Source organism: Methylotenera mobilis JLW8 (assembly GCF_000023705.1).
In the GTDB taxonomy this organism is placed as follows: Bacteria; Pseudomonadota; Gammaproteobacteria; order Burkholderiales; family Methylophilaceae; genus Methylotenera; species Methylotenera mobilis.
The window spans coordinates 1,236,960-1,258,714 of sequence record NC_012968.1 but is presented as its reverse complement, the minus strand read 5'-3'; the positions used below and the strand labels follow the sequence as shown (position 1 = coordinate 1,258,714).

The 21,755-nt window shown below is 44.0% G+C and carries 21 protein-coding genes; 16 read left to right on the top strand and 5 right to left on the bottom strand.

Features of this window, described 5'->3' with window-relative positions:
* The first annotated feature begins 36 nt into the window (after positions 1-36).
* The 8 genes from rseP to rnhB all read left to right on the top strand — a co-directional run bounded on the left by rseP (position 37) and on the right by rnhB (position 8,527).
* Complete coding sequence (rseP, locus tag MMOL_RS05885; protein ID WP_015832102.1) at positions 37-1,404, top strand: RIP metalloprotease RseP; 1,368 nt, start codon at positions 37-39, stop codon at positions 1,402-1,404.
* Positions 1,405-1,453: 49 nt separating this feature from the next.
* Positions 1,454-3,733 (top strand): outer membrane protein assembly factor BamA, encoded by a 2,280-nt coding sequence (gene bamA / locus MMOL_RS05880; protein WP_476638823.1) that lies wholly within the window; start codon positions 1,454-1,456, stop codon positions 3,731-3,733.
* A 107-nt stretch (positions 3,734-3,840) separates the two neighbouring features.
* A complete protein-coding gene (locus MMOL_RS05875) occupies positions 3,841-4,344 on the top strand; it encodes an OmpH/Skp family outer membrane protein (RefSeq protein ID WP_015832100.1) in 504 nt (167 codons plus the stop codon).
* A 38-nt stretch (positions 4,345-4,382) separates the two neighbouring features.
* The gene (gene lpxD, locus MMOL_RS05870) at positions 4,383-5,417 is read left to right on the top strand and encodes a UDP-3-O-(3-hydroxymyristoyl)glucosamine N-acyltransferase (protein ID WP_015832099.1); all 1,035 of its coding nucleotides are present in this window, start codon (positions 4,383-4,385) and stop codon (positions 5,415-5,417) included.
* Between the two features lie 57 nt (positions 5,418-5,474).
* Complete coding sequence (fabZ, locus tag MMOL_RS05865) at positions 5,475-5,945, top strand: 3-hydroxyacyl-ACP dehydratase FabZ (RefSeq protein ID WP_015832098.1); 471 nt, start codon at positions 5,475-5,477, stop codon at positions 5,943-5,945.
* A gap of 48 nt (positions 5,946-5,993) precedes the next feature.
* Entirely contained in the window at positions 5,994-6,776 is a 783-nt protein-coding gene (lpxA, locus tag MMOL_RS05860; RefSeq protein WP_015832097.1) for an acyl-ACP--UDP-N-acetylglucosamine O-acyltransferase, read from the top strand.
* A 12-nt stretch (positions 6,777-6,788) separates the two neighbouring features.
* Positions 6,789-7,922 carry a lipid-A-disaccharide synthase gene (gene lpxB / locus MMOL_RS05855; protein ID WP_015832096.1) on the top strand — a complete coding sequence of 378 codons (1,134 nt, stop codon included), beginning with the start codon at positions 6,789-6,791 and terminating at the stop codon, positions 7,920-7,922.
* A 5-nt stretch (positions 7,923-7,927) separates the two neighbouring features.
* Positions 7,928-8,527, top strand: coding sequence for a ribonuclease HII (gene rnhB, locus MMOL_RS05850; protein ID WP_015832095.1), 600 nt, complete (start codon positions 7,928-7,930; stop codon positions 8,525-8,527).
* A 24-nt stretch (positions 8,528-8,551) separates the two neighbouring features.
* Here the strand turns inward: rnhB and MMOL_RS05845 are convergent, their stop codons facing one another.
* The 5 genes from MMOL_RS05845 to MMOL_RS05825 form a co-directional block, all read right to left on the bottom strand.
* Positions 8,552-9,268: an SAM-dependent methyltransferase gene (locus MMOL_RS05845; protein WP_015832094.1), complete on the bottom strand. Its 717-nt coding sequence runs from the start codon at positions 9,266-9,268 to the stop codon at positions 8,552-8,554.
* 14 nt (positions 9,269-9,282) lie between these two features.
* A complete protein-coding gene (locus MMOL_RS05840) occupies positions 9,283-10,728 on the bottom strand; it encodes a DUF4139 domain-containing protein (protein WP_015832093.1) in 1,446 nt (481 codons plus the stop codon).
* 88 nt (positions 10,729-10,816) lie between these two features.
* Positions 10,817-11,398, bottom strand: a complete 582-nt coding sequence (locus MMOL_RS05835) for a Maf family nucleotide pyrophosphatase (protein ID WP_015832092.1) — start codon at positions 11,396-11,398, stop codon at positions 10,817-10,819.
* 82 nt (positions 11,399-11,480) lie between these two features.
* Positions 11,481-13,328: a sodium-extruding oxaloacetate decarboxylase subunit alpha gene (gene oadA, locus MMOL_RS05830; RefSeq protein WP_015832091.1), complete on the bottom strand. Its 1,848-nt coding sequence runs from the start codon at positions 13,326-13,328 to the stop codon at positions 11,481-11,483.
* A gap of 55 nt (positions 13,329-13,383) precedes the next feature.
* Positions 13,384-14,802, bottom strand: a complete 1,419-nt coding sequence (locus MMOL_RS05825) for an acetyl-CoA carboxylase biotin carboxylase subunit (RefSeq protein WP_015832090.1) — start codon at positions 14,800-14,802, stop codon at positions 13,384-13,386.
* 288 nt (positions 14,803-15,090) lie between these two features.
* Between MMOL_RS05825 and MMOL_RS05820 the strand changes: the two genes are divergently transcribed.
* From MMOL_RS05820 to fabF, 8 genes are all read left to right on the top strand, one after another.
* Complete coding sequence (locus MMOL_RS05820) at positions 15,091-15,636, top strand: YceD family protein (RefSeq protein ID WP_015832089.1); 546 nt, start codon at positions 15,091-15,093, stop codon at positions 15,634-15,636.
* 154 nt (positions 15,637-15,790) lie between these two features.
* A complete protein-coding gene (gene rpmF / locus MMOL_RS05815) occupies positions 15,791-15,970 on the top strand; it encodes a 50S ribosomal protein L32 (RefSeq protein ID WP_015832088.1) in 180 nt (59 codons plus the stop codon).
* 190 nt (positions 15,971-16,160) lie between these two features.
* Positions 16,161-17,222 (top strand): phosphate acyltransferase PlsX, encoded by a 1,062-nt coding sequence (gene plsX / locus MMOL_RS05810; RefSeq protein ID WP_015832087.1) that lies wholly within the window; start codon positions 16,161-16,163, stop codon positions 17,220-17,222.
* A complete protein-coding gene (locus MMOL_RS05805; RefSeq protein WP_015832086.1) occupies positions 17,219-18,163 on the top strand; it encodes a beta-ketoacyl-ACP synthase III in 945 nt (314 codons plus the stop codon). Before plsX ends, MMOL_RS05805 begins: the two co-directional genes overlap by 4 nt.
* Before the next feature lie 36 nt (positions 18,164-18,199).
* A complete protein-coding gene (gene fabD, locus MMOL_RS05800) occupies positions 18,200-19,126 on the top strand; it encodes an ACP S-malonyltransferase (RefSeq protein WP_015832085.1) in 927 nt (308 codons plus the stop codon).
* Between the two features lie 20 nt (positions 19,127-19,146).
* A complete protein-coding gene (gene fabG, locus MMOL_RS05795) occupies positions 19,147-19,887 on the top strand; it encodes a 3-oxoacyl-ACP reductase FabG (RefSeq protein ID WP_015832084.1) in 741 nt (246 codons plus the stop codon).
* A gap of 140 nt (positions 19,888-20,027) precedes the next feature.
* Positions 20,028-20,264 (top strand): acyl carrier protein, encoded by a 237-nt coding sequence (gene acpP, locus MMOL_RS05790; protein ID WP_015832083.1) that lies wholly within the window; start codon positions 20,028-20,030, stop codon positions 20,262-20,264.
* 234 nt (positions 20,265-20,498) lie between these two features.
* Positions 20,499-21,731 carry a beta-ketoacyl-ACP synthase II gene (gene fabF / locus MMOL_RS05785; protein WP_015832082.1) on the top strand — a complete coding sequence of 411 codons (1,233 nt, stop codon included), beginning with the start codon at positions 20,499-20,501 and terminating at the stop codon, positions 21,729-21,731.
* The last annotated feature ends 24 nt before the right edge of the window (positions 21,732-21,755 follow it).

Below are 21,755 nucleotides of genomic sequence, written 5' to 3'. Positions count from 1 at the left end.
GCCATCCCACATATTTTATCGACATAAACTGCCCACATGCTAACAACACTCGCTTTTATACTGACCATAGGTATCGTAGTCACGGTACATGAGTATGGACACTTTCAAGTGGCCAGATGGTGCGGTGTAAAAGTACTTAAATTTTCTATAGGCTTCGGCCATCCGCTTTGGAGTAGAAAATTTGGTAAAGACCAAACCGAGTATGTGATTGCAGCAATTCCGCTAGGTGGGTATGTAAAAATGTTTGGGGAAGAACCGCTATCAGATGCTACGCAGGCTAGTGATCAAGACATGTCGCGTGCACTGAATAGGCAAAGCTTGGGTAAGCGCATGGCAATCGTACTTGCTGGCCCCGTTGCTAACTTATTACTTGCCATTTTACTGTACTGGGTTTTATTCATGGCTGGCGTAGTCGGGATGAAGCCAGTCATTGGCAAGCTGGTAGATAACAGCCCCGCAGCAATGCAGCAACTGCAAGTTGGTGAGGTAGTTCAAACGATCAACCAGCAAAGTGTGACTAGTTGGCAAGATGTCCGCTGGGCTCTATTAAAAGAGTCACTCAAGAAAGCTGACATTGAAGTACAAACAATCACCCAACAAAACGAAATCAAACTCTACCATCTCAATGTGTCCAATATTAACTTGGAAGATGAGAAGCAAGACATATTAGAAAAAATCGGATTTTTGGTTGCAATGCCAGCTATCCCTGCTGAAATTGGAGAAGTGACTGCAGGTAGTCCAGCAGAAAAAGCGGGCTTAAAAACTAAGGATTTAGTGCTTGAGCTTAATCAAATAAAGGTTAACGATTGGGAAGCCTTTGTTAAAGAAATTAGGTCGCATCCAGAAACACCAATAACATTGATAGTAGAGCGCAACGGCCAGCCAATTCGGCTGAATATCACACCGGAGCTCATAGAGGAAAATGGTGAGAAAGTAGGCCGCATTGGCGCTGGCTTTAACACGCCGCAAAGTGAGTTAGACAAACTTTTCGTTACCACTCATTACTCAGTTGCTGGCGCCATGCTAAAGGCCATAGACAAAACATGGGACACAGCGGCATTTAGCCTAAAGATGATGGGTAATATGTTGATAGGTAACGTGTCTTGGAAGGGCATGAGTGGCCCAGTGACGATTGCCAGCTATGCCGGACAAAGTGCAAATATGGGTATTAAGGCTTTTATCGGCTTTCTGGCGCTGATCAGTATTAGCATCGGAGTGCTTAATCTATTACCGATTCCCATACTAGATGGTGGGCATTTCATGTATTATATGGTTGAATTTTTTACAGGACGCCCTGTATCTGAAGCCGTAATGAGTATAGGGCAAAGAATAGGCGTACTGATTCTCGCGTTTATGATGGTTTTGGCGTTCTATAACGATATAAATAGATTAATAACAGGCTGATTGAATGGCAATTCAAAATTTGAAATACCCTAAATTAAAACTTAAATCTATGTTGTTGCTGGTCTCAAGCTTGTATGCTGGCTCAGTGATGGCGCTTGAACCATTTCAAGTGAAAGATATTCGAGTAGAAGGTATTCAGAGAACAGAAGCTGGTACAGTATTTAGTCATCTGCCGGTTAAAGTTGGCGAGATCATGGATGATGACCTTGCATCACAAGCCATTAAGTCGTTATACAGCACAGGCTTTTTCAAGGATGTACGTATTGAAGCCGAAAACAACGTGCTGATTGTGACGGTGCAAGAGCGCGCAGCTATTGCACAAATTGAATTCAGCGGCAATAAATCATTCCCCACCGACAAAATGAAAGAGGGCTTAAAGCAAATTGGTATTGCTGAGAGCCAGATTTTTGACAAATCGCAACTAGACCGTGCTGAGCAGGAAATTAAACGCCAGTACTTATCACAAGGTAAATATGGCGCTACGGTAAAAACAGTGGTGACGCCATTGGAACGTAACCGTGTTGCTGTACGTTTCGATATTGAAGAGGGCGCGGTTTCCAAGATTCGCGATATTAATATCGTTGGCAACAAGGCCTACACCATTGAGGATCTTCGAGCGCAGTTTTTGCTGACTACCCCTAACTGGATGAGTTGGTGGAATAAAGATGACCAATACTCCAAGCAAAAGCTAAATGCCGATTTAGAGGCCTTGCGCTCGTTTTATATGAACCAAGGCTATCTTGAGTTTAATATCGATTCAACACAGGTATCGATTACCCCAGATAAAAAAGATATCTACATCACTATTAATATTACTGAAGGTGAAAAGTACACGATTTCAGAAGTGAAGTTAGCTGGCGAAACACTGGTGCCTGAAGATGAGTTGCGTCAATTGATTCAGGTGCAGGCTGGGGATACGTTTAGCCGTGAGAAAGTGACGCAAACAAGCAAAGCAATCAGTGATAGATTAAGTAATGATGGTTATGCATTCTCAAATGTGAATCCAGTGCCAGACATCAACAAAGAACAGCATACTGCCGCCTTTACCTTTTTTGTTGATCCTGGCAAGCGTGTATACGTAAGACGTATCAACGTGGTTGGCAACACGCGTACGCGTGATGAAGTAATTCGCCGTGAAGTACGTCAACTCGAGTCTGCTTGGTATGCGTCAAATAAAATTAACCGTTCAAAAGAGCGTATTACTCGTACAGACTTTTTCTCTGATGTCAATGTAGAAACCCCCGCAGTGGCTGGCACTGCCGATCAGGTTGATTTAAATATTAGTGTGACAGAAAAATCTACGGGCAGCGTACAGTTTGGTGCCGGTTTGTCTAGTAACGAGGGTGTGGTATTCGGTATTACCGTTAATCAGAATAACTTCTTAGGTACAGGTAACCGTGTCAGTGCTCAAGTAAATACGGGTAAAGTCAATACCACTTACTCCCTTTCATACACCGATCCTTATTTCACACCGGATGGTGTTAGTCGAGGTATCGATTTATATCGTCGTGACGTGAATACTAGTTCACTTAATATCGGTACTTACAGCACCTCATCTTATGGCGGTGGTGTTCGATTTGGCATCCCGTTAAATGAGCGTGACGGTGTTAACTTTGGCCTTGCTGCTGACTTTACATCGGTGGATTTAACCTCACAAAGCCCGCAGCAGTATAAGGACTTCTGTGATAAGGCCAGCGGTTGTAGCAGCAATTCTATTGTAGCGAGTGCAGGCTGGACGCATGATTCTAGAGATAGCATTATGTTTACCACCAAAGGGGTGTTACAACGATTGTCTGGCGAGGTTACTATCCCAGTGCTTGATTTAGAGTATTACAAAATAGATTACAAGCATGCATGGTTTAAAGAATTACTTACCGGCTACACCTTGATGCTAAACGGCGAGATTGGCTATGCTGACTCCTATGGCAATAAAAACTATCCATTCTTTAAAAACTTCTACATGGGTGGCGTTAACTCTGTCAGAGGCTATACCAATGGCTCATTGGGACCTAGGGGCATCGACTCTACTACCGGTAACGATTTTGCTTTAGGTGGTACTAAGCGCATGCTGGGTAATGCGGAGTTATATGTTCCCATTCCGGGCTTAAAAGACTCGAAACAGTTTAGAATGAGCGTGTTTGCTGACGCTGGTAATGTTTTTGGCGCCAATGACTCTTATGATTTTGGTGAGTTACGCTATTCAACAGGTCTAGGCTTAAGCTGGGTTTCGCCGTTTGGCCCATTGAAACTAGTGTTTGCTAAACCATTAAATAGCAAACCAGGTGATAATACACAGACTATCCAGTTCCAGTTGGGACAACAGTTCTAAAGAGATTTATACATAATTCAATCGAATACAGCCTAGCCGCTTATTCGATTGAATGTCTTATGGCATAATGATGCACATATGTCCGGTACCGCGTTAGGAGAAATTAATTGAGTCAGTTTTTAAAAAGTTTATTAGTTGCAAGCTTAATCACATTCGCAGCAAGTGCTCAATCGGCAGAGTTAAAAGTTGGTTATGTACAAGTGGATAAAATTTTGCAAGACGCACCACAGACGGCTGAGAGCGGCAAAAAATTAGAAAAAGAATTTAGTCCGCGTTCACAAGAGCTTGAGCGTATGGCTAAGCAAATTAAGGATATTGAAACCGTGTTAGATAAAGAAGGTTTAACGCTTTCTGAATCAGAGCGCCGCAGCAAAGAGCGCGATGCACAAAATATTAAAATTGAATTCCAACGTAAACAACGTGAATTACGTGAAGATATCAATTTACGTAAAAACGAAGAGCTAGGCTCTTTGCAAGACCGTATTAACAAAGCCGTTCAATCAGTATCTGAAGCTGAAGGTTACGATTTGGTTGTATACAGCGGAGTTGCTTACGCCAGCAAAAAAATTGACATTACAGACAAGGTATTAAAATTGCTGGGTAAGAAATAAGCAATTTGTTTGATAACGTCATATTTTCGAGCTAAAGCATGGGTCAGCAATACTCACTTAACGATATTGTTAGTGCGCTAGGTGGTCATGTTGTAGGCGATGGCAGTGTTTTAATCAGTAGAGTGTCTTCGATTGCAAATGCGCAAGCAGGCTCTATTAGTTTCTTCAATGATAGTAAGTACCAAAAGGCGCTAGCTGATAGTAAAGCTAGTGCTTTTATCATGAAAGAAGCACATGCCAACCTCACGACACAACCAAAGATTATCGTTGATAATCCTTACGCGTACTTTGCAAAACTATCCGCCTTTCTAAATCCATTAGCTGTCGCGCCTACTGGCCTGCATAAAACTGCTGTCATTCATGCGTCTGCCCAAATTCCAGCTTCCTGCAGCATAGGTTCACTCGTTGTGATTGGTGAAAATGTAACGCTAGGCGAGCACGTGGTTATCACTAGTGGTTGCGTGATTGAAAATGATGTAAAGATTGCAGCAAGAACGCGCTTAGAACCCAACGTGGTCATTAAACATCATTGCGAAATTGGCGAAAATTGCCATATATTTTCGGGTGTGATTATTGGCTCAGATGGTTTTGGCTATGCTGAGGAAGCCGGAAAATGGCTCAAAATCCCGCAAGTAGGGCGCGTAGTGATTCATGCCAATGTCGACATTGGCGCCAATACGACGGTTGACCGCGGTGCGATTGATGACACGATTATCGAAGAAGGTGTCAAGCTAGATAACCTGATTCAAATCGGACATAACTGCGTCATTGGCGCGCATACTGTCATTGCTGGTTGTGTTGGTGTAGCAGGCAGTGCACGTATAGGTAAACACTGTAAAATAGGTGGCGCAGCCATGATTCTAGGCCATCTTGAAATTGCTGATCACGTAACGATTTCACCTGGAAGCATGATTACGCGCTCATTGGCAACGGCTGATACGTACACAGCGCTGATGCCTTTCCAGACACATAAGGCATGGCTCAACACTGCGGCAAAAATTCGTCACTTAGATGACTTTTCCGCAAGAATTAAACAACTTGAAGCTGAAATTAGTTTTTTAAAAACAAAGTAATAGACAAATTTCACAAATTAACAATAAAACTCTTTAAAGAAGTAAACCGAGATTAATATGACTAATAATGCAACCGCTACTACTAGTATGGATATTCATGAAATTTTAGAGCATTTGCCGCATCGTTATCCATTTGTATTGGTTGATCGCGTGCTGTCTCTAGAGTTGGGTAAGGAAATCACCGCCATTAAAAACGTCAGTGTGAATGAGCCTTACTTTCCTGGACACTTCCCATATCACCCAGTCATGCCTGGCGTTTTGATTGTTGAAGCCATGGCACAAGCCGCTGCCATCTTGTCGTTCAAAACCATGGACACCAAACCTACAGATGACTCTGTTTATTATTTTGCAGGGATTGATAGCGCACGCTTTAAAAAACCAGTGTCACCTGGCGATCAAATTGTACTGAACGTAAAAATTGACCGCATTCTGAAAGGTATCTGGAAATATTCAGGCGTTGCCACTGTAGATGGTACAGTTGTGGCTGAGGCGCAAATGATGTGCATATTAAAAGCAATTGAAAAGTAAGCTAATCATTAGCGCTATATCGCACACAAAGAATAAGTGAAGTCAAAAATGCATACTGCAAAAATTCATCCAACCGCCATCATAGATGCCTCAGCCGAGTTGGACTCCAGCGTTGAAGTAGGCGCGTATACTGTTATTGGGCCGCAAGTAAAAATTGATGCAGGCACGCGCGTAGCTAGCCATGTTGCGATTAATGGTCCAACAACTATTGGCAAAAATAACCAAATTTTTCAGTATTCATCGCTAGGTGAAGCGCCTCAGGATAAGAAATACAAAGGCGAGCCAACACTACTTGAGATTGGCGATAACAATACCATTCGTGAGTTCTGTACTTTTAATCGTGGCACGGTGCAGGACAAAGGCACTACAAAAATTGGCAACGATAACTGGATCATGGCATACGTACATATTGCGCATGATTGCCAGGTAGGTAATCACACTATTTTGGCCAACAACTCATCGCTGGCAGGTCACGTGGACATGCACGACTACGCGATTTTAGGCGGGTTTACACTGGTACATCAGTTCTGCAAAATTGGCTCGCATGTGATTACCGCTGTCGGTTCTGTGGTGTTTAAAGATATTCCACCTTATGTGACAGCCGCTGGTTACGATGCAAAACCGCATGGTATCAACGCTGAAGGTCTCAAACGCCGTGGCTTCTCACCTGAAAGCATTTTGCAAATCAAACGTGCTTATAAAGCGTTGTATCGCAAAGGCTTAACTTTAGAAGAAGCTAAAGTTGAACTAGAAGCCATGCTATCAAAAACACCAGAAATTGGACTGTTAACTGATTTTCTGAATGTATCTACTCGCGGCATTGTCCGTTAATCGCGCAATATTATGATTAGAATTGGCATCGTGGCTGGAGAAGCCTCAGGTGATCTACTTGGTAGTCATCTGATACAAGCACTTAAACAAAAACGTTCTGATATTGAGTTTGTCGGTATCGCTGGACCTAAAATGATCAGCGAGGGCGCTAAATCACTTTACCCAATTGAGCGGCTTTCTGTAAGAGGTTATCTCGAGGTGATTAAGCATTTGTGGGGCTTACTCAAGCTACGCCGCGAATTACTCAATCATTTTTTAAGTGACCCTCCAGATTTGTTTATTGGCATTGATGCGCCTGATTTTAATTTCTGGCTAGAGAGAAAGCTTAAAAACAAAGGTGTTAAAACGATACATTATGTGAGTCCATCTATTTGGGCTTGGCGTAAGAATCGCATTAACAAGATCAAGAAAGCAGTCAATCAAGTGTTGGCACTATTTCCTTTCGAGCCAGCTTTATACAAAGAGAAGGGCGTCCCTGTCGCCTACGTAGGCCACCCATTGGCTGACATGTTACCAATAGAGCCGGATGTTGCTGGTGCACGTGAGATTCTGAAATTAGATGCAGATGCGTTAATTGTAGCAATGCTGCCTGGTAGCCGTCAAAGCGAAGTGCAGCAGCATGCAGATTTATTTGTGCAAACAGCTAAGCAGATTTTCGCACAGCAGCCTAATGCCATTTTCTTAGTGCCGTTGATTACGCGCGAAACACGCCGTATTTTTGAACTGGCTATTTTTAACGAGCATGAGGCGCTGCCGATTCAGCTACTATTTGGTCATGCACATGATGCGATGGAAGCAGCGAACGTAGTGATTGTTGCATCAGGTACAGCGACGCTTGAGGCTGCATTGCTCAAAAAGCCAATGGTAATTACCTATCGCATGTCTAATATGAGCTGGCAATTGCTTAAACGCATGCGCTTGCAGCCGTATGTAGGCTTACCTAACATACTGGCAGAAAAATTTGTAGTGCCAGAATTACTACAAGACGATGCCACTGCTGAAAAAATTGCGCAGACAGCGCTGGATCTTGTGAATGACAAAGAGAAACTTGCCGCGATTAAAAGTGAGTTTACTGACATTCATTATCAATTAAAGCAAAACACTGCTGAAAAAGCGGCAATTGCTGTGCTTTCGCATCTAAAGTGAATTTCATGCAGTTAATTTGCGGCGTAGATGAAGCAGGGCGAGGGCCTCTAGCTGGCGCGGTATACGCGGCAGCTGTGATACTCGATCCGGCAAAACCGATTCATGGTTTAGCCGACTCAAAAAAACTCAGTGAAAAAAAGCGTGACGCTTTGGCGCTTGAGATTAAAACACATGCCCTAGCTTGGGGAGTTGCTCACAGCACCGTAGAGGAAATTGATGCGATCAATATATTGCAAGCTAGTTTGCTTGCAATGCAGCGTGCCATTGAGTCGATACAGAATAGCCAAGCCGTACAAGCTAGCTTAACGAATATGCAGTTACTAGTACAAGTAGATGGCAATAAATGTCCTAAGATTAGCTTACCATGTGAGGCTATCGTAAAAGGGGATAGCAAAGTGCAGGCTATTTCTGCAGCATCTATTTTGGCAAAAACTGCGCGCGATGCCGCACTGTATGAGCTAGACCAACAATATCCCATGTACGGATTTGCACAGCATAAAGGCTATCCCACAGCCGCTCATATGGCATTGTTGCGCCAGCATGGTGTTTCACCTGTGCACCGGCGCAGCTATGCACCGGTACGGGCGCTTATTCCAAACTATTAATTCAAGTAATTAAGTTCAAGCCAATTAAGCCAACAATAAAAATACGGTTGGCTTTTTGTGTAAATCCGGCAGTGCCTGTGCTTTCCACTCTTTCACACGCTTAGTCACAATAAACTCATCGCCACAGCTAATATTGCAGGCAATACACAGCCTAGTTTCGCCATGACATGTATTCAGTATATCTTCCAACATATGCTGGTTACGATAAGGTGTTTCAATAAAGATTTGGGTTTCCTGCTGCTTGGAGCGTTTTTCAATTTCTTTGAGCTGATTAACGCGTGCGGCCTTGTCGCTAGGTAAATAGCCTAAAAAGGTAAAGCGCTGTCCATTCAAGCCACTTGCCATTAGGCTGAGTAAGATAGAAGAGGGGCCGACCAATGGAGCTATGCGAATCCCTTTTTGATGGGCTAGTGCAGCAAGCTTGGCTCCAGGGTCCGCAATACCAGGGCATCCAGCTTCACTCATTAAGCCTACATCTTTACCTGCTATCAGTGAACTCAGTAATGCGGGCAGTTCTTTATCGCTGGTGTGCTCGTTCAATGGTTTAAGTACGAGCTCACGTATTGGTTTGCTATGTTTAATTGCACTTAAGAAATGACGCGCAGTTTTCTCGTTTTCTACGATAAACTCATCCAATTGTTGTGCGATTCCGATCACCTCTGATGGCAATACCTTGGTGATATTGTCTTCACCCATGGTGACCGGAATAAAATACAGTGTGCCTGCTTTTTGATTAATCATTAATATTTCACTTTTTAATACTTCACTTGTACTCGATAACTTAGTGTAGCCTTACCTTCCGCCGGCACGTCAATTTTCCACACAGCCGTATTGCTGGTAGCTTTTTGGCTAGGGTGACTTTCTTTGATTATTTTCCAATCAGCAGGAATCGGCTCTTGTACGGTGACAGAAACATGCTCTTTTTTTGCATTCTTGATTACAATCTCATACGCACTTTCAAACATACTGTTGCCTTTGGCAGGGCGTGGCAGCGTTTTAAAGTCTGCCTGTTTTTTATCTGCGGTCACATCAAATGTCTCACCCAGTTTCAGGCGTACTGTTTCATTTTTTGGTGTATGGTCGATATGGTCCTCACCTACAAATTGCGCATTGCCTTGACTATCTTTTTTATAGACACGCATCACGCCTTTGGGTAATGGCATACCTAGCTTTGCCGCTTCTTTGTTATCAAAATCTATAAATACGCTAACTTTTAACTTCTGACCCAAGTCGCCATAACTAGCGTTGTAATAATAGTCCGCGCCACGTAACACCAACTCTTTGCGTGCCGGCACCTGTGATGCTGAGAGTAATGCCACTTGTTTAGTTTGGTTCTCTGCAATAGTGGTTTGGCGATCTAGGCTATATAAATGGTATTCAAGCAGTGATTCTTCCGCCATAGGTGCAGCGGCTTCAGCTGCCATTACAGCGCCTTTTCTCATACTCATGGCGCGCGGATAATTATCTTGCACACGATTCACATCTCCAGCCACCAGCTGCAATTTAGCATTCTGGTAACTGGTGCCGCTGGTATTGGTGAGGGTCACCCAGCCTGATAAATCTAGGCTATCCTCTTTGGGGCTTAGTTCAGCCACGTAATCTGCTTTCCAATCCAAACCACCAGTGAGGTAACTCAACTCAACAGATTGGTCGCCTGCTGTTTTATTCTGTAGCTTAGTAATTAAAGTAGGGCGATCACGTAAATTGATAGGGACGTTGTCGTACACAATACGCCCAGGCATACCAGTCTCGATACGGTTACCGATTTTCATTACCACGCCGCCATTGGCGGACAACACGGTAGCTTGCTCGCTAGTTTCCACGCCGGTGGCAGGATTTACGTTAAGCACGCGCACCATTTTTCCTACATATTTCTCAAGCAGCTTTTGTGGCGTGAGTAAGTCAAAATCAAAATTCTGCTCTAAGGTATCAAAACTACCCTTGTGGCTAATACTGCGCAACAAAGCTGTTTCTGGCCGGATTTGTGCGCTTACGTCACGTAATGCCAAGTTGTTTAACCCACTATTTAACTTCACTTTACGCTGATCTTTTACTAGCGCCAGATTGCCGTTATAGATTGTGACTGCAACAGATTGCTGATCGTTTAAACTACTGGCAACTTCATCTGCGTCAGCAGACATGACATTGCCAGATAACACAGACAGCACGCACAGTGTGATCAGTTTATATTGATTTGGCATTACAAACTCCTTCTTGGTGAGAGTGGGTAAATGTGGCAACAAGCCATACTACTTAGTTCATTGATAGCGTTTATTTATTATTGTTAATTTATATGACGTACACTTGCTCATGGTTCAGCATATTAATCAAAGCAATCAGCGGTAAGCCAATCAGTGCGTTAGGGTCTTCACCTGTCATCTTCTCGATAATGGCAATGCCTAAGCCTTCGGATTTAGCACTGCCGGCACAATGATAAGGCTGTTCTTTTAATAAGTAACTTTCAATCTGTGCATCGGTTAAGTTTCTAAACTTCACAACATAAGGAACAACGGTTGCTTGCATATGCTGTGTTTTAGCGTTGTATAAACATAAGGCACTATGAAAAATCACCTCACGGCCACGCATCATGCGCAGCTGTTTAGTCGCGTTGTCATGATTTAACGGTTTACCCAGTTGCATATTATCTAGCGTAGCTACTTGATCGCAGCCAATCACCAGCGCATCTGTATGTGTAGTGCCAATTTTGATGGCCTTTTCTTTAGCTAGCCTTAAAGCGGTTTCTTGCGGCAACTCATGCTCAAATGGTGTTTCATCAACATCAGGAGAAATGCAGCTAAAAGGAATCTGTAAGCGGGTTAATAACTCACGTCGGTAAACGGAGGATGAAGCAAGGATTAGATTGTTATGCATGATTGTCACAGTAATAAAAAAGCCGACAGTAAGTATCCGTCGGCCTAGTCTTTAAATTAAAGTTTGTTAATTAAAACATCTCTTATTCAGGTTGAATTTCCAGTAGAGATTCGTCAGGGGTAACTGTATCACCTTTAGCCGCGTGTATTGCTACTACGGTGCCTGTGACAGAAGCTTGGATTTCATTCTCCATCTTCATGGCCTCGATCACCAACACGCCATCACCAGCTTTTACTTTATCGCCAACGTTAACCTTAATAGCAACAATAGTGCCAGGCATAGAGGTTGTCACATGGCCAGGGTGAGAAGGGCGTGGACGACCGCTGCTTGTATTGCTGGCTACTTTTCTTTTGCCACCGCTACTTGTAGCGCCACCGTTAGAAATCTCAATTTCACTGAGTGTTTCCACAATCACTTCTTCAGCAATACCGTCAATCGATACAAAATAAGGACGCTGCTCTTCACCTGCGTGGCCACTACCAGTCACGTTGATGTGGAATGTTTCGCCATGCAAGGTCACTTTAAATTCATTTGGCGCAAATCGCGGGCCACTGGATTTAATTGAGTTCTTATCTAACAACACTTCAGGCACTAATGAACCGGCATTACGCTCTTGTAAATAAGTTTGACCAATATCCGGGAACATTGCATAAGTCAGTACATCTTCTTCAGACTTCGCAAATCGCTCAGCTTCACTGCTTAATCTTGCCATTTCTGGCTTGAGTAAATCAGCTGGTCTACAGCTCACTACTACAGCATCACCAACTGCTTGTTGCTTGATGGTTTCGTTAACCGCAGCAGGGGCTTTACCGTATTGACCCAAGAAGTAATTTTTAACTTCATTGGTAATAGATTTATAACGTGCGCCTGTCATCACGTTGAGCACTGCTTGTGTACCCACAATTTGTGAGGTTGGCGTTACCAAAGGAGGGTAGCCTAAGTCTTCACGTACGCGTGGAATCTCTTGCAGCACTTCATCCATGCGGTTAAGCGCGCCTTGTTCTTTAAGCTGGTTAGACAGATTTGAAATCATGCCACCAGGAATCTGGTTGACCAGCACGCGAGTATCTACACCAGTAAATTCACTTTCAAACTGCCAGTATTTCTTACGCACATCTCTGAAGTAAGCAGTAATTTCTTGCAATGCACCCAAATCTAAACCAGTGTCGTATTCAGTGCCTTGCAATGCCGCCACTAAACTTTCAGTAGATGAATGGCTAGCACCTTCACCAAACGATGAGTTACAAGTGTCAATAATACTTGCGCCGGCTTCAATACCTTTTAGCAAACTCATGGCAGAAAGGCCTGAAGTCGCATGGCTATGTAATTGAATTGGCAAATTAACAGCACTGCGCAATGCAGCAACCAACTCACCGGTGCCTTGTGGCGTGAGCAAGCCAGCCATATCTTTAATGGCAATGGTGTCGCAACCCATGGCTTCTAACTCTTTGGCTAATTGCACAAAATAATTAACATCATGTACTGGGCTAGTGGTGTATGCAATGGCACCTTCAGCGTGTTTGCCCAATTTTTTAACAGCGTCTACTGAGGTTTGAATGTTACGCAAGTCATTCATTGCGTCAAAAATACGGAAAACATCTACACCGTTATCTGCTGATTTCTGTACGAAAGCACGCACTACGTCATCAGAGTAGTGGCGGTAACCCAACAAGTTCTGACCACGCAGCAGCATTTTAATGCGGCTGTTAGGTAACGCTTTACGCAATTTAGCCAAACGCTCCCACGGGTCTTCTTTCAGAAAACGTACACATGCATCGAATGTTGCACCGCCCCAAGCTTCAAGCGACCAAAAGCCAATAGCATCAAGCTTTGCACAAATTGGTAGCATATCCTCAGTGCGCATGCGGGTTGCTATAAGCGACTGGTGACCATCGCGTAAAACTAGTTCAGTAACAGATACTTTTGCCATATTTTTAATCTATCAATCTAAGGTTAAAATTAATTGTTAATACTTTGAAATCTTGTTAAATACCTTCGTGCGCCGCAATTACCGCTGAAATCGCTGCTGCGATTAGCTCTGGCGGAATTTCATTAGCGTAGTTCGCTAATTCTGGATGCATCTCTACAAAGCTGGTATTAAACTCGGCATCCCTAAACTCCTGATGCTTAAGAATTTCCTGATAATAAGGGATGGTCGTTTTCACCCCATAAATAATCATGTCGTCCAGTGCGCGACGTCCGCGCTCAATCACACCTTCCCATGTCAGCGCCCATACCGTTAACTTGGCGCACATAGAGTCGTAGTAGGGCGGAATTTCATAGCCACTAAATATCGCAGCATCCATACGCACACCTGGACCACCGGGCGCGTAATAACGTGTAATTTTACCAAAACTTGGCAAGAATCCATTTTTAGGATCTTCCGCATTGATACGGAACTCCATCGCGTAACCTCTAAAGGACACGTCTTTTTGCTTGTACTGTAAAGGCAAGCCATAAGCCACACGGATTTGCTCCTGCACAATATCAATACCTGTGATTGTTTCTGTCACCGTATGTTCCACTTGCAAGCGTGTATTCATTTCCATGAAGTAGAAAGTATTGTCAGAGTCCAATAGGAACTCAACGGTACCTGCATTTTCATAGCCAACTGCTTTCGCAGCTTTTACTGCTAGCCCACCAATATATTCACGCTGCGCTTGGGAAAGCTGAGGTGAGGGGGCAATTTCGATTAATTTTTGGTTGCGGCGCTGAATTGAACAGTCACGCTCAAATAGGTGAATAGCATTTCCCTGAGAGTCAGCCAACACCTGCACTTCAATATGCCGCGGTGACACAACGCACTTTTCAATAAACACTTCAGGTTTACCGAAAGCCTTGCTCGCTTCACTAATTACGCGATCATAATTACCTAATAACTCTTTTTCGCTATCGCAACGACGAATACCGCGGCCACCGCCACCATTCGTTGCTTTCAGCATTACTGGATAGCCAATTTTATTGGCAAGCGCTACGGCTTCTTCCAAATCCTTTAAATTGCCATTGCTACCAGGAGTGCACGGAATGCCTGCTTTAGTCATCGCATTACGCGCTTGAATCTTGTCACCCATTTGACGAATCACGTCAGCATTCGGGCCGATAAATTTAACGCCACGACGTTCACAAATCTCAGCCAACTCTGGATTTTCAGACAAAAAGCCATAGCCAGGGTGTAGTGCATCGCAACCTGCAGCCACTGCCAAATTAACAATATTATGCGCATTTAAATAGCCGGCGACAGGGTCTGTACCAATATGATAAGCTTCATCTGCCTTTTTAACATGTAAAGCCTGACGGTCTGCATCTGTATAGATTGCAACAGATTTGATGCCCATCTCAGAGCATGCGCGCACAATACGTACTGCAATTTCACCGCGGTTAGCAACTAGAATTTTTTTGAACACGTAGGTAAGCCTTAATTTTATTAAATATCGTTACAAAAACAGCGCAATTGTACCATGGGAGGCTTAATTGCTAAATCCCTAGCGCAAATTTAAGCGCCAAATTCAGCATGAAAAGTCATTTCAACTATCCATCAACACCTAGATTAAACACCAAATAACTATAAAAATGATCATGCGCCCGAGGTGCCACAAAAATTTTTCCCCATAGGATAGGAATATTTACCTTAACCGCTCATTATCTAGGATAATTTCACCTAATGAAATTCAATCCAATTTGAAACTTTAGTTATGACCAATCAAAACATCTTAATCGATAACCTAGCTTTTGCCGCCCGCGGTGAGCGCTTGCAAGCAAAGCTGCCGCTCACGGAGTTTCCTAGGCTGTGCGAATTAACCACCTCCCGGCAGGGAAAATCTACAGGAGACAGTAAGCACACTAACACCGCCGAGCAGGCTGGTGAAATTGAATTCACTCTCTCAGGTGAAAAAAATGCACTTGGACAATCTTTTTTGCACCTAACACTAAATGCCAACCTGATAACAAGCTGCCAGCGCTGCCTATCGGAAATGCCTTTAACTTTAGCACTTAACTTTCACTACCTCATCAGCAATGCAGACGAAGAATCGCTAGAGGATCTTGAAGCGGAGATTGGTGACGATATTGATATTCAAGAGGTGAGCCAAGCCATGGATGTTAAGCTGCTAATCGAAGATGAGGTTATACTGGCGCTACCTATCGCACCCGTGCACGAAAGTGACTGCGCTCCGGCAACAACACAAAGCGGCGAGAAACCCAACCCATTTGCGGCACTCAAAGGATTAATTAAATCTTAAAATATATAGTATTGGCTGACAAAACTAATGTTTTGTATTATTATTACGGGTTAGTTATTTAGTGTAATCTTAAATTAGTGATGCGTTATTCATTTATTCGCGTCGATTTACAAGTAATTGAGATGATGTTTTAATCATTTTATTGGAGTTTATTATGGCAGTTCAGCAAAACAAAAAGACACCTTCAAAGCGCGGCATGCACCGTTCGCACGACTTTTTGACAAATCCACCATTAGCAGTTGAGCCAACTACTGGCGAAACGCACTTGCGTCACCATATTAGTCCTAATGGCTACTACCGTGGCCGTAAAGTATTGCCATCAAAAGGCGAGTAAATCTACTCGGCGAACAATTTCAATAACAGCTTTGGTGTAGATTGAATTGTTTGGCAGTACAGGAAACATAACGCCGCTCCATTAGCTTGGAGCGGCGTTATGTTTTAATAGCGCACCTAATTAATCTGTTGCCAGCTTGTGGCAACGATGTTCCGATTAAACCCTTACTATTCAGATTGAGTATAAAGTAATGGATATTACAATTGCGATTGACGCAATGGGTGGTGATCACGGCCCCCACGTAACAGTGCCGGCGGCATTGAAAGCACTGAATTCAGATTCTGAGTTAAATATTGTTTTAGTGGGCTTAAGTGACGTAATTGAAGCTGAACTTAAAGCACATAAGGCAAGTGTTAATCCGCGCCTGCGCATTCATCATGCAACTGAGGTTGTGACTATGGATGAATCGCCGCAAAGTGCCCTAAAAAATAAAAAAGATTCCTCCATGCGCGTTGCCATTAATTTGGTGAAAAGCGGCGAAGCCAATGCTTGCGTTAGTGCAGGCAACACAGGCGCCCTTATGGCAACAGCACGTTTTGTATTAAAAACTTTACCTGGCATTGATCGCCCAGCCATCGCATCCGCCTTGCCTAGTGAAAAAGGCAATACCTATATGTTGGATTTAGGCGCAAACGCAGACTGCACACCTGAACACCTTTATCAGTTTGCAATCATGGGCGCTATGCTGGTGAGTTGTGTGGAGCACAAAGAACGCCCGACTGTTGGCTTGCTGAACATTGGATCAGAAGACATCAAAGGCAATGAAGTAGTTAAGCAGGCTGGTGAGTTACTGAAAGCCAGTCATTTAAACTTTTATGGTAATGTTGAAGGTGATGACATTTTCAAAGGCACCACGGATTTAGTTGTGTGCGATGGCTTTGTGGGCAATGTCTCACTAAAAACCACAGAGGGCTTGGCTCATATGATGGGCAAGTTTTTAACACAGGAATTCAAAAAAAGCTGGCTAACCAAATTAATGGCACTTTGTGCCATGCCGGTACTCAAAGCTTTTAAAAATCGCTTAGACCCTCGTCGCTATAATGGCGCTAGTTTTTTAGGCTTGCGCGGCATCGTGGTTAAAAGCCACGGCGGCGCAGATCAGGTAGCTTTTTTCTCCGCAATTCATGTGGCAATAGAAGAAGCGCGTAGCGGAGTGCTACGCCGTATTACCGAGCAGCTAGAAATTGAACATTTACAACCAAGCCCTGACGCAAAAGGCGCGGCTGTAAACAACCCTCAGGATATGCAATGATATTTTCTCGTATAGCAGGTACCGGTAGCTATTTACCAAGCAAAATACTCACCAACGCCGATTTGGAGCGTATGGTAGATACCACCGATGAATGGATTTTTACACGCACAGGTATCCGTGAGCGCCACATTGCAGCCGAAGGTGAATTCACCAGCGACTTAGCGCTGCAAGCTGCTAAAAATGCAATTGCAAGCGCTGGCTTAAGCCCCAATGATATTGATTTAATTATTGTTGCAACAGCTACACCAGATAAAGTGTTTCCTAGCGTGGCAACCATGGTGCAAAGAAAATTAGAGATTTCTGGCTGCCCAGCGTTTGACATTCAAGCAGTGTGCAGCGGCTTTGTGTATGCGCTAACCACCGCTGATAATTTTATTAAAGCCGGTAGCGCTAAATGTGCATTGGTGATTGGTGCGGAAACATTCTCACGCATCACCGATTACACAGACCGTGGCAACTGCATTTTATGGGGCGATGGCGCTGGTGCAGTTGTGCTGCAGGCATCAAGTGAACAGGGCATTATTTCTACCCACTTACATGCGGATGGCCGCTATGAAAACATGCTGCATGTACCACGCAATGCAGATAAGCCAGATACCGTAGTGATGGAAGGTAACGCCGTGTTCAAGGTGGCAGTTAACACTTTAGATCAGATTGTTGATGAAACGCTGGCTGCCAACAATATGCAAAAATCAGATATTGACTGGCTGGTGCCACACCAAGCCAATATCCGTATCTTGCAGGCAACGGCCAAAAAATTAGACATGAGTATGGATCGTGTGGTGGTTACTGTGGATAAACATGGTAATACCTCCGCAGCATCTATTCCTTTGGCGCTAGATACCGCGGTAAAAGATGGCCGCATCAAACGTGGCGACATGATATTGATGGAAGCTTTTGGTGGTGGATTCACCTGGGGTTCTGCATTAATTAAATATTAATATTCAATTAACTATATAGATAATATAAAGTAATTTATGAAAAAAACAGCATTCTTTTTCCCAGGCCAAGGCTCACAGTCAGTAGGCATGATGAGCGGCTTTGGTGATAACCAAATTGTTCGCGACACATTTCAAGAAGCATCAGATATTTTAGGTGTGGATTTTTGGTCTATGGCGACCGAAGCTAATGAGCTAATTAACGAAACAACAAGCACACAGCCTATTATGCTAACTGCAGGTGTAGCTGCTTGGCGCGCATGGCAAGCTGTATCAGACCAAGTGCCTGCAGTGGTAGCAGGTCACAGCCTAGGAGAATACACTGCATTAGTAGCCGCTGGTGCATTGTCATTTAAAGATGCACTGCCACTAGTGAGATACCGTGCAGAAGTGATGCAAAGTGCTGTGCCTGCTGGCGTAGGTGCCATGGCTGCAATTTTAGGCCTTGATGATGACGCAGTGCGCGCAGTTTGCACTGAGGCTGCACAAGGCGAGGTGTTGGAAGCTGTTAACCTAAACTCACCAGGCCAAGTAGTGATTGCAGGCAATAAAGCCGCGGTAGAACGCGGCATGGAAGCTGCCAAAGCAAAAGGTGCCAAACGTGCGTTAGCGCTGCCAGTAAGCGTGCCATCGCACTGCGCGCTGATGCGCCCAGCCGCAGTTAAATTGGCGGACTACTTAGCGAACATCACGATTAACGCACCGATCATTCCTGTCATACACAACGCCGATGTTGCTGCTCACGATGATGGTGCTAAAATAAAAGACGCGCTGGTGCGCCAATTGTACAGCCCCGTGCGCTGGGTAGAAACTGTGCAGCATATCGCCGCGCTAGGTGTTACACAATCTGCAGAATGCGGCCCTGGTAAAGTATTGGCAGGGTTAACCAAGCGCATCGTTGCTGAGTTACCATGCGCAGCATTAACAAGTAATGACGCATTACTTGAGTTCAAAAATACACTTTAAAAATTAATAAGGGTTTGCTTATGTTAGCTGGTCAAATTGCATTAATCACAGGCGCAAGCCGCGGCATTGGTGCTGCTATTGCTTTAGAATTGGGTAAACAAGGCGCAATCGTCATCGGTACCGCAACCTCAGATAAGGGCGCATCTGCTATCAGTGAGACATTGGCTGCTGCCGGCATCAAAGGCGAGGGCATGGCTTTGGATGTGAATGATGCAGCACAAGTAGAAGCTACGCTAAAAGCGATTGGCGAAAAATATGGTGATGTGAGCGTGCTAGTCAACAATGCAGGCATTACACGTGACACTTTGCTGATGCGCATGAAGGATGATGACTGGGATGCTGTGATCAGCACCAATTTAACATCAGTGTTCCGCATGAGCCAGGCTGTATTGCGCCCAATGATGAAAGCACGTGCTGGTCGCATTATTAGCATTTCATCCGTGGTTGGTCATATGGGTAATGCAGGTCAAACCAATTATGCTGCGGCAAAAGCAGGCATGACAGGATTTACAAAATCGTTGGCAGCCGAGGTTGGCAGCCGCGGAATTACCGTAAACTGCGTGGCTCCAGGTTTTATTGAAACTGATATGACAGCTGAGTTGTCTGAAGACATCACCAATAAAATGTTGGCTCGTATTCCGGTAGGGCGCCTAGGTTCTGTAAAAGAGATTGCCGCGACGGTTGCGTTTTTAGCCTCACCGAATGCTGCTTATATTACTGGTGAAACAATCCATGTAAACGGCGGAATGTTAATGGTTTAATGCTGTTTTTATATAAAGACACCATTAGATTTGCTATCGATTGATTAAGTTTTTTGTATTATTGTTGAGTTTTGGTAGAATGCTGCCTTAGCTGACTATTTTTTATATTTAAGCTATTTTTTATATTAAGGGGTATTTAGATGTCTGACATCGAACAACGTGTTAAAAAAATTGTTGCTGAACAACTAGGTGCAAATGAAGCTGATGTTAAAAATGCATCATCATTTGTAGATGATTTAGGTGCTGATTCACTAGATACAGTAGAGTTGGTAATGGCGCTAGAAGAAGAGTTTGACTGTGAAATCCCTGATGAGGAAGCAGAAAAAATCACTACAGTTCAATTAGCGATTGATTACATCAATACTAACCTCAAATAAATTCACAATTAGGCAGTTTGCTCATTCAGAGCTTGCTGCCTTTTGCCTTTTTGTTTCCTAATCCCTGTGCCAGTGTTTTTAGAGGTGTCTCTAAATTCCACCGGCTAAGCTTTATCTCAAAGCAGCAGGGATGACAGAAACAGAGATAGTCCTTGTTGTACAATCTTGTTGTACAGTGCGGCTGCGAGCAATTTGCAGCATACACATAGTAAAGAATTCTTAGAGGTATCCTGTATGTCTAAACGTAGAGTGGTAGTTACTGGTCTTGGCGTTGTATCACCTGTAGGTATTGGTGTTAAAACTGCTTGGGATAATCTTGTTGCCGGTAAATCTGGCATCACACAAATCACCAAATTTGACACGAGTGCATTTGCATCAACCATCGCGGGCGAAGTCAAAGATTTTAATCCTGAAGATTTCATCACAGCAAAAGACGCAAGACGTATGGATACGTTTATTCAATACGGCTTAGCAGCTGCGATTGAAGCGGTTAAAGATTCAGGTATCGTGGCTACCGAAGAAAATGCTGAGCGCATCGGCGTTTCTATTGGCTCAGGTATCGGTGGCATGCAACTGATTGAAGACACAGACATACTGTACAAAGAGTCTGGGCCACGCAAGATTTCGCCATTTTTCATTCCTGGCACCATTATTAATATGATTTCAGGTAACTTAAGCATTATGTTTGGCTTTAAGGGCCCGAATGTTTCTATTGTTACCGCTTGTACAACTGGTACGCACTCTATCGGTGATGCTTCACGTATGATTGAATACGGCGATGCAGATGTGATGATTGCCGGTGGTGCTGAGGCTGCAATCACACGTTTAAGCGTTGGTGGCTTTGCGGCAGCGCGGGCACTTTCAACACGCAACGATGACCCTGCAACCGCTAGCCGCCCATGGGATAAAGACCGCGATGGCTTTGTGATTGGTGAGGGCGCAGGTGTGATGGTGTTGGAAGAATACGAACACGCTAAAAAACGTGGCGCAAAAATTTATGCCGAACTAAGCGGCTACGGCATGAGTGCAGATGCGTTCCACATGACCGCGCCCAATATGGATGGCCCACGCCGCTCTATGCGTAATGCAATGCAAAACGCTGGTATTAATGCAGATGCAGTGCAGTACGTTAACGCGCACGGCACATCTACACCACTAGGTGATACCAATGAAACCAACGCAATTAAAGCTGCTTTTGGTGAACATGCCTATAAATTAGTGGTTAACTCAACCAAATCCATGACCGGCCATTTACTTGGTGGTGCAGGTGGTTTGGAGTCTGTGTTTACCGTGCTGGCAATTCACAACCAATTGTCACCACCGACCATTAACATCTTTAATCAAGACCCTGACTGTGATCTGGATTACTGTGCCAATACTGCACGCGATATGAAAATCGAGTACGCACTGAAGAACAACTTTGGTTTTGGCGGTACCAACGGCAGCTTGGTGTTTAAAAAAGTCTAACTAGCCATTAACAGCAGTGATTGA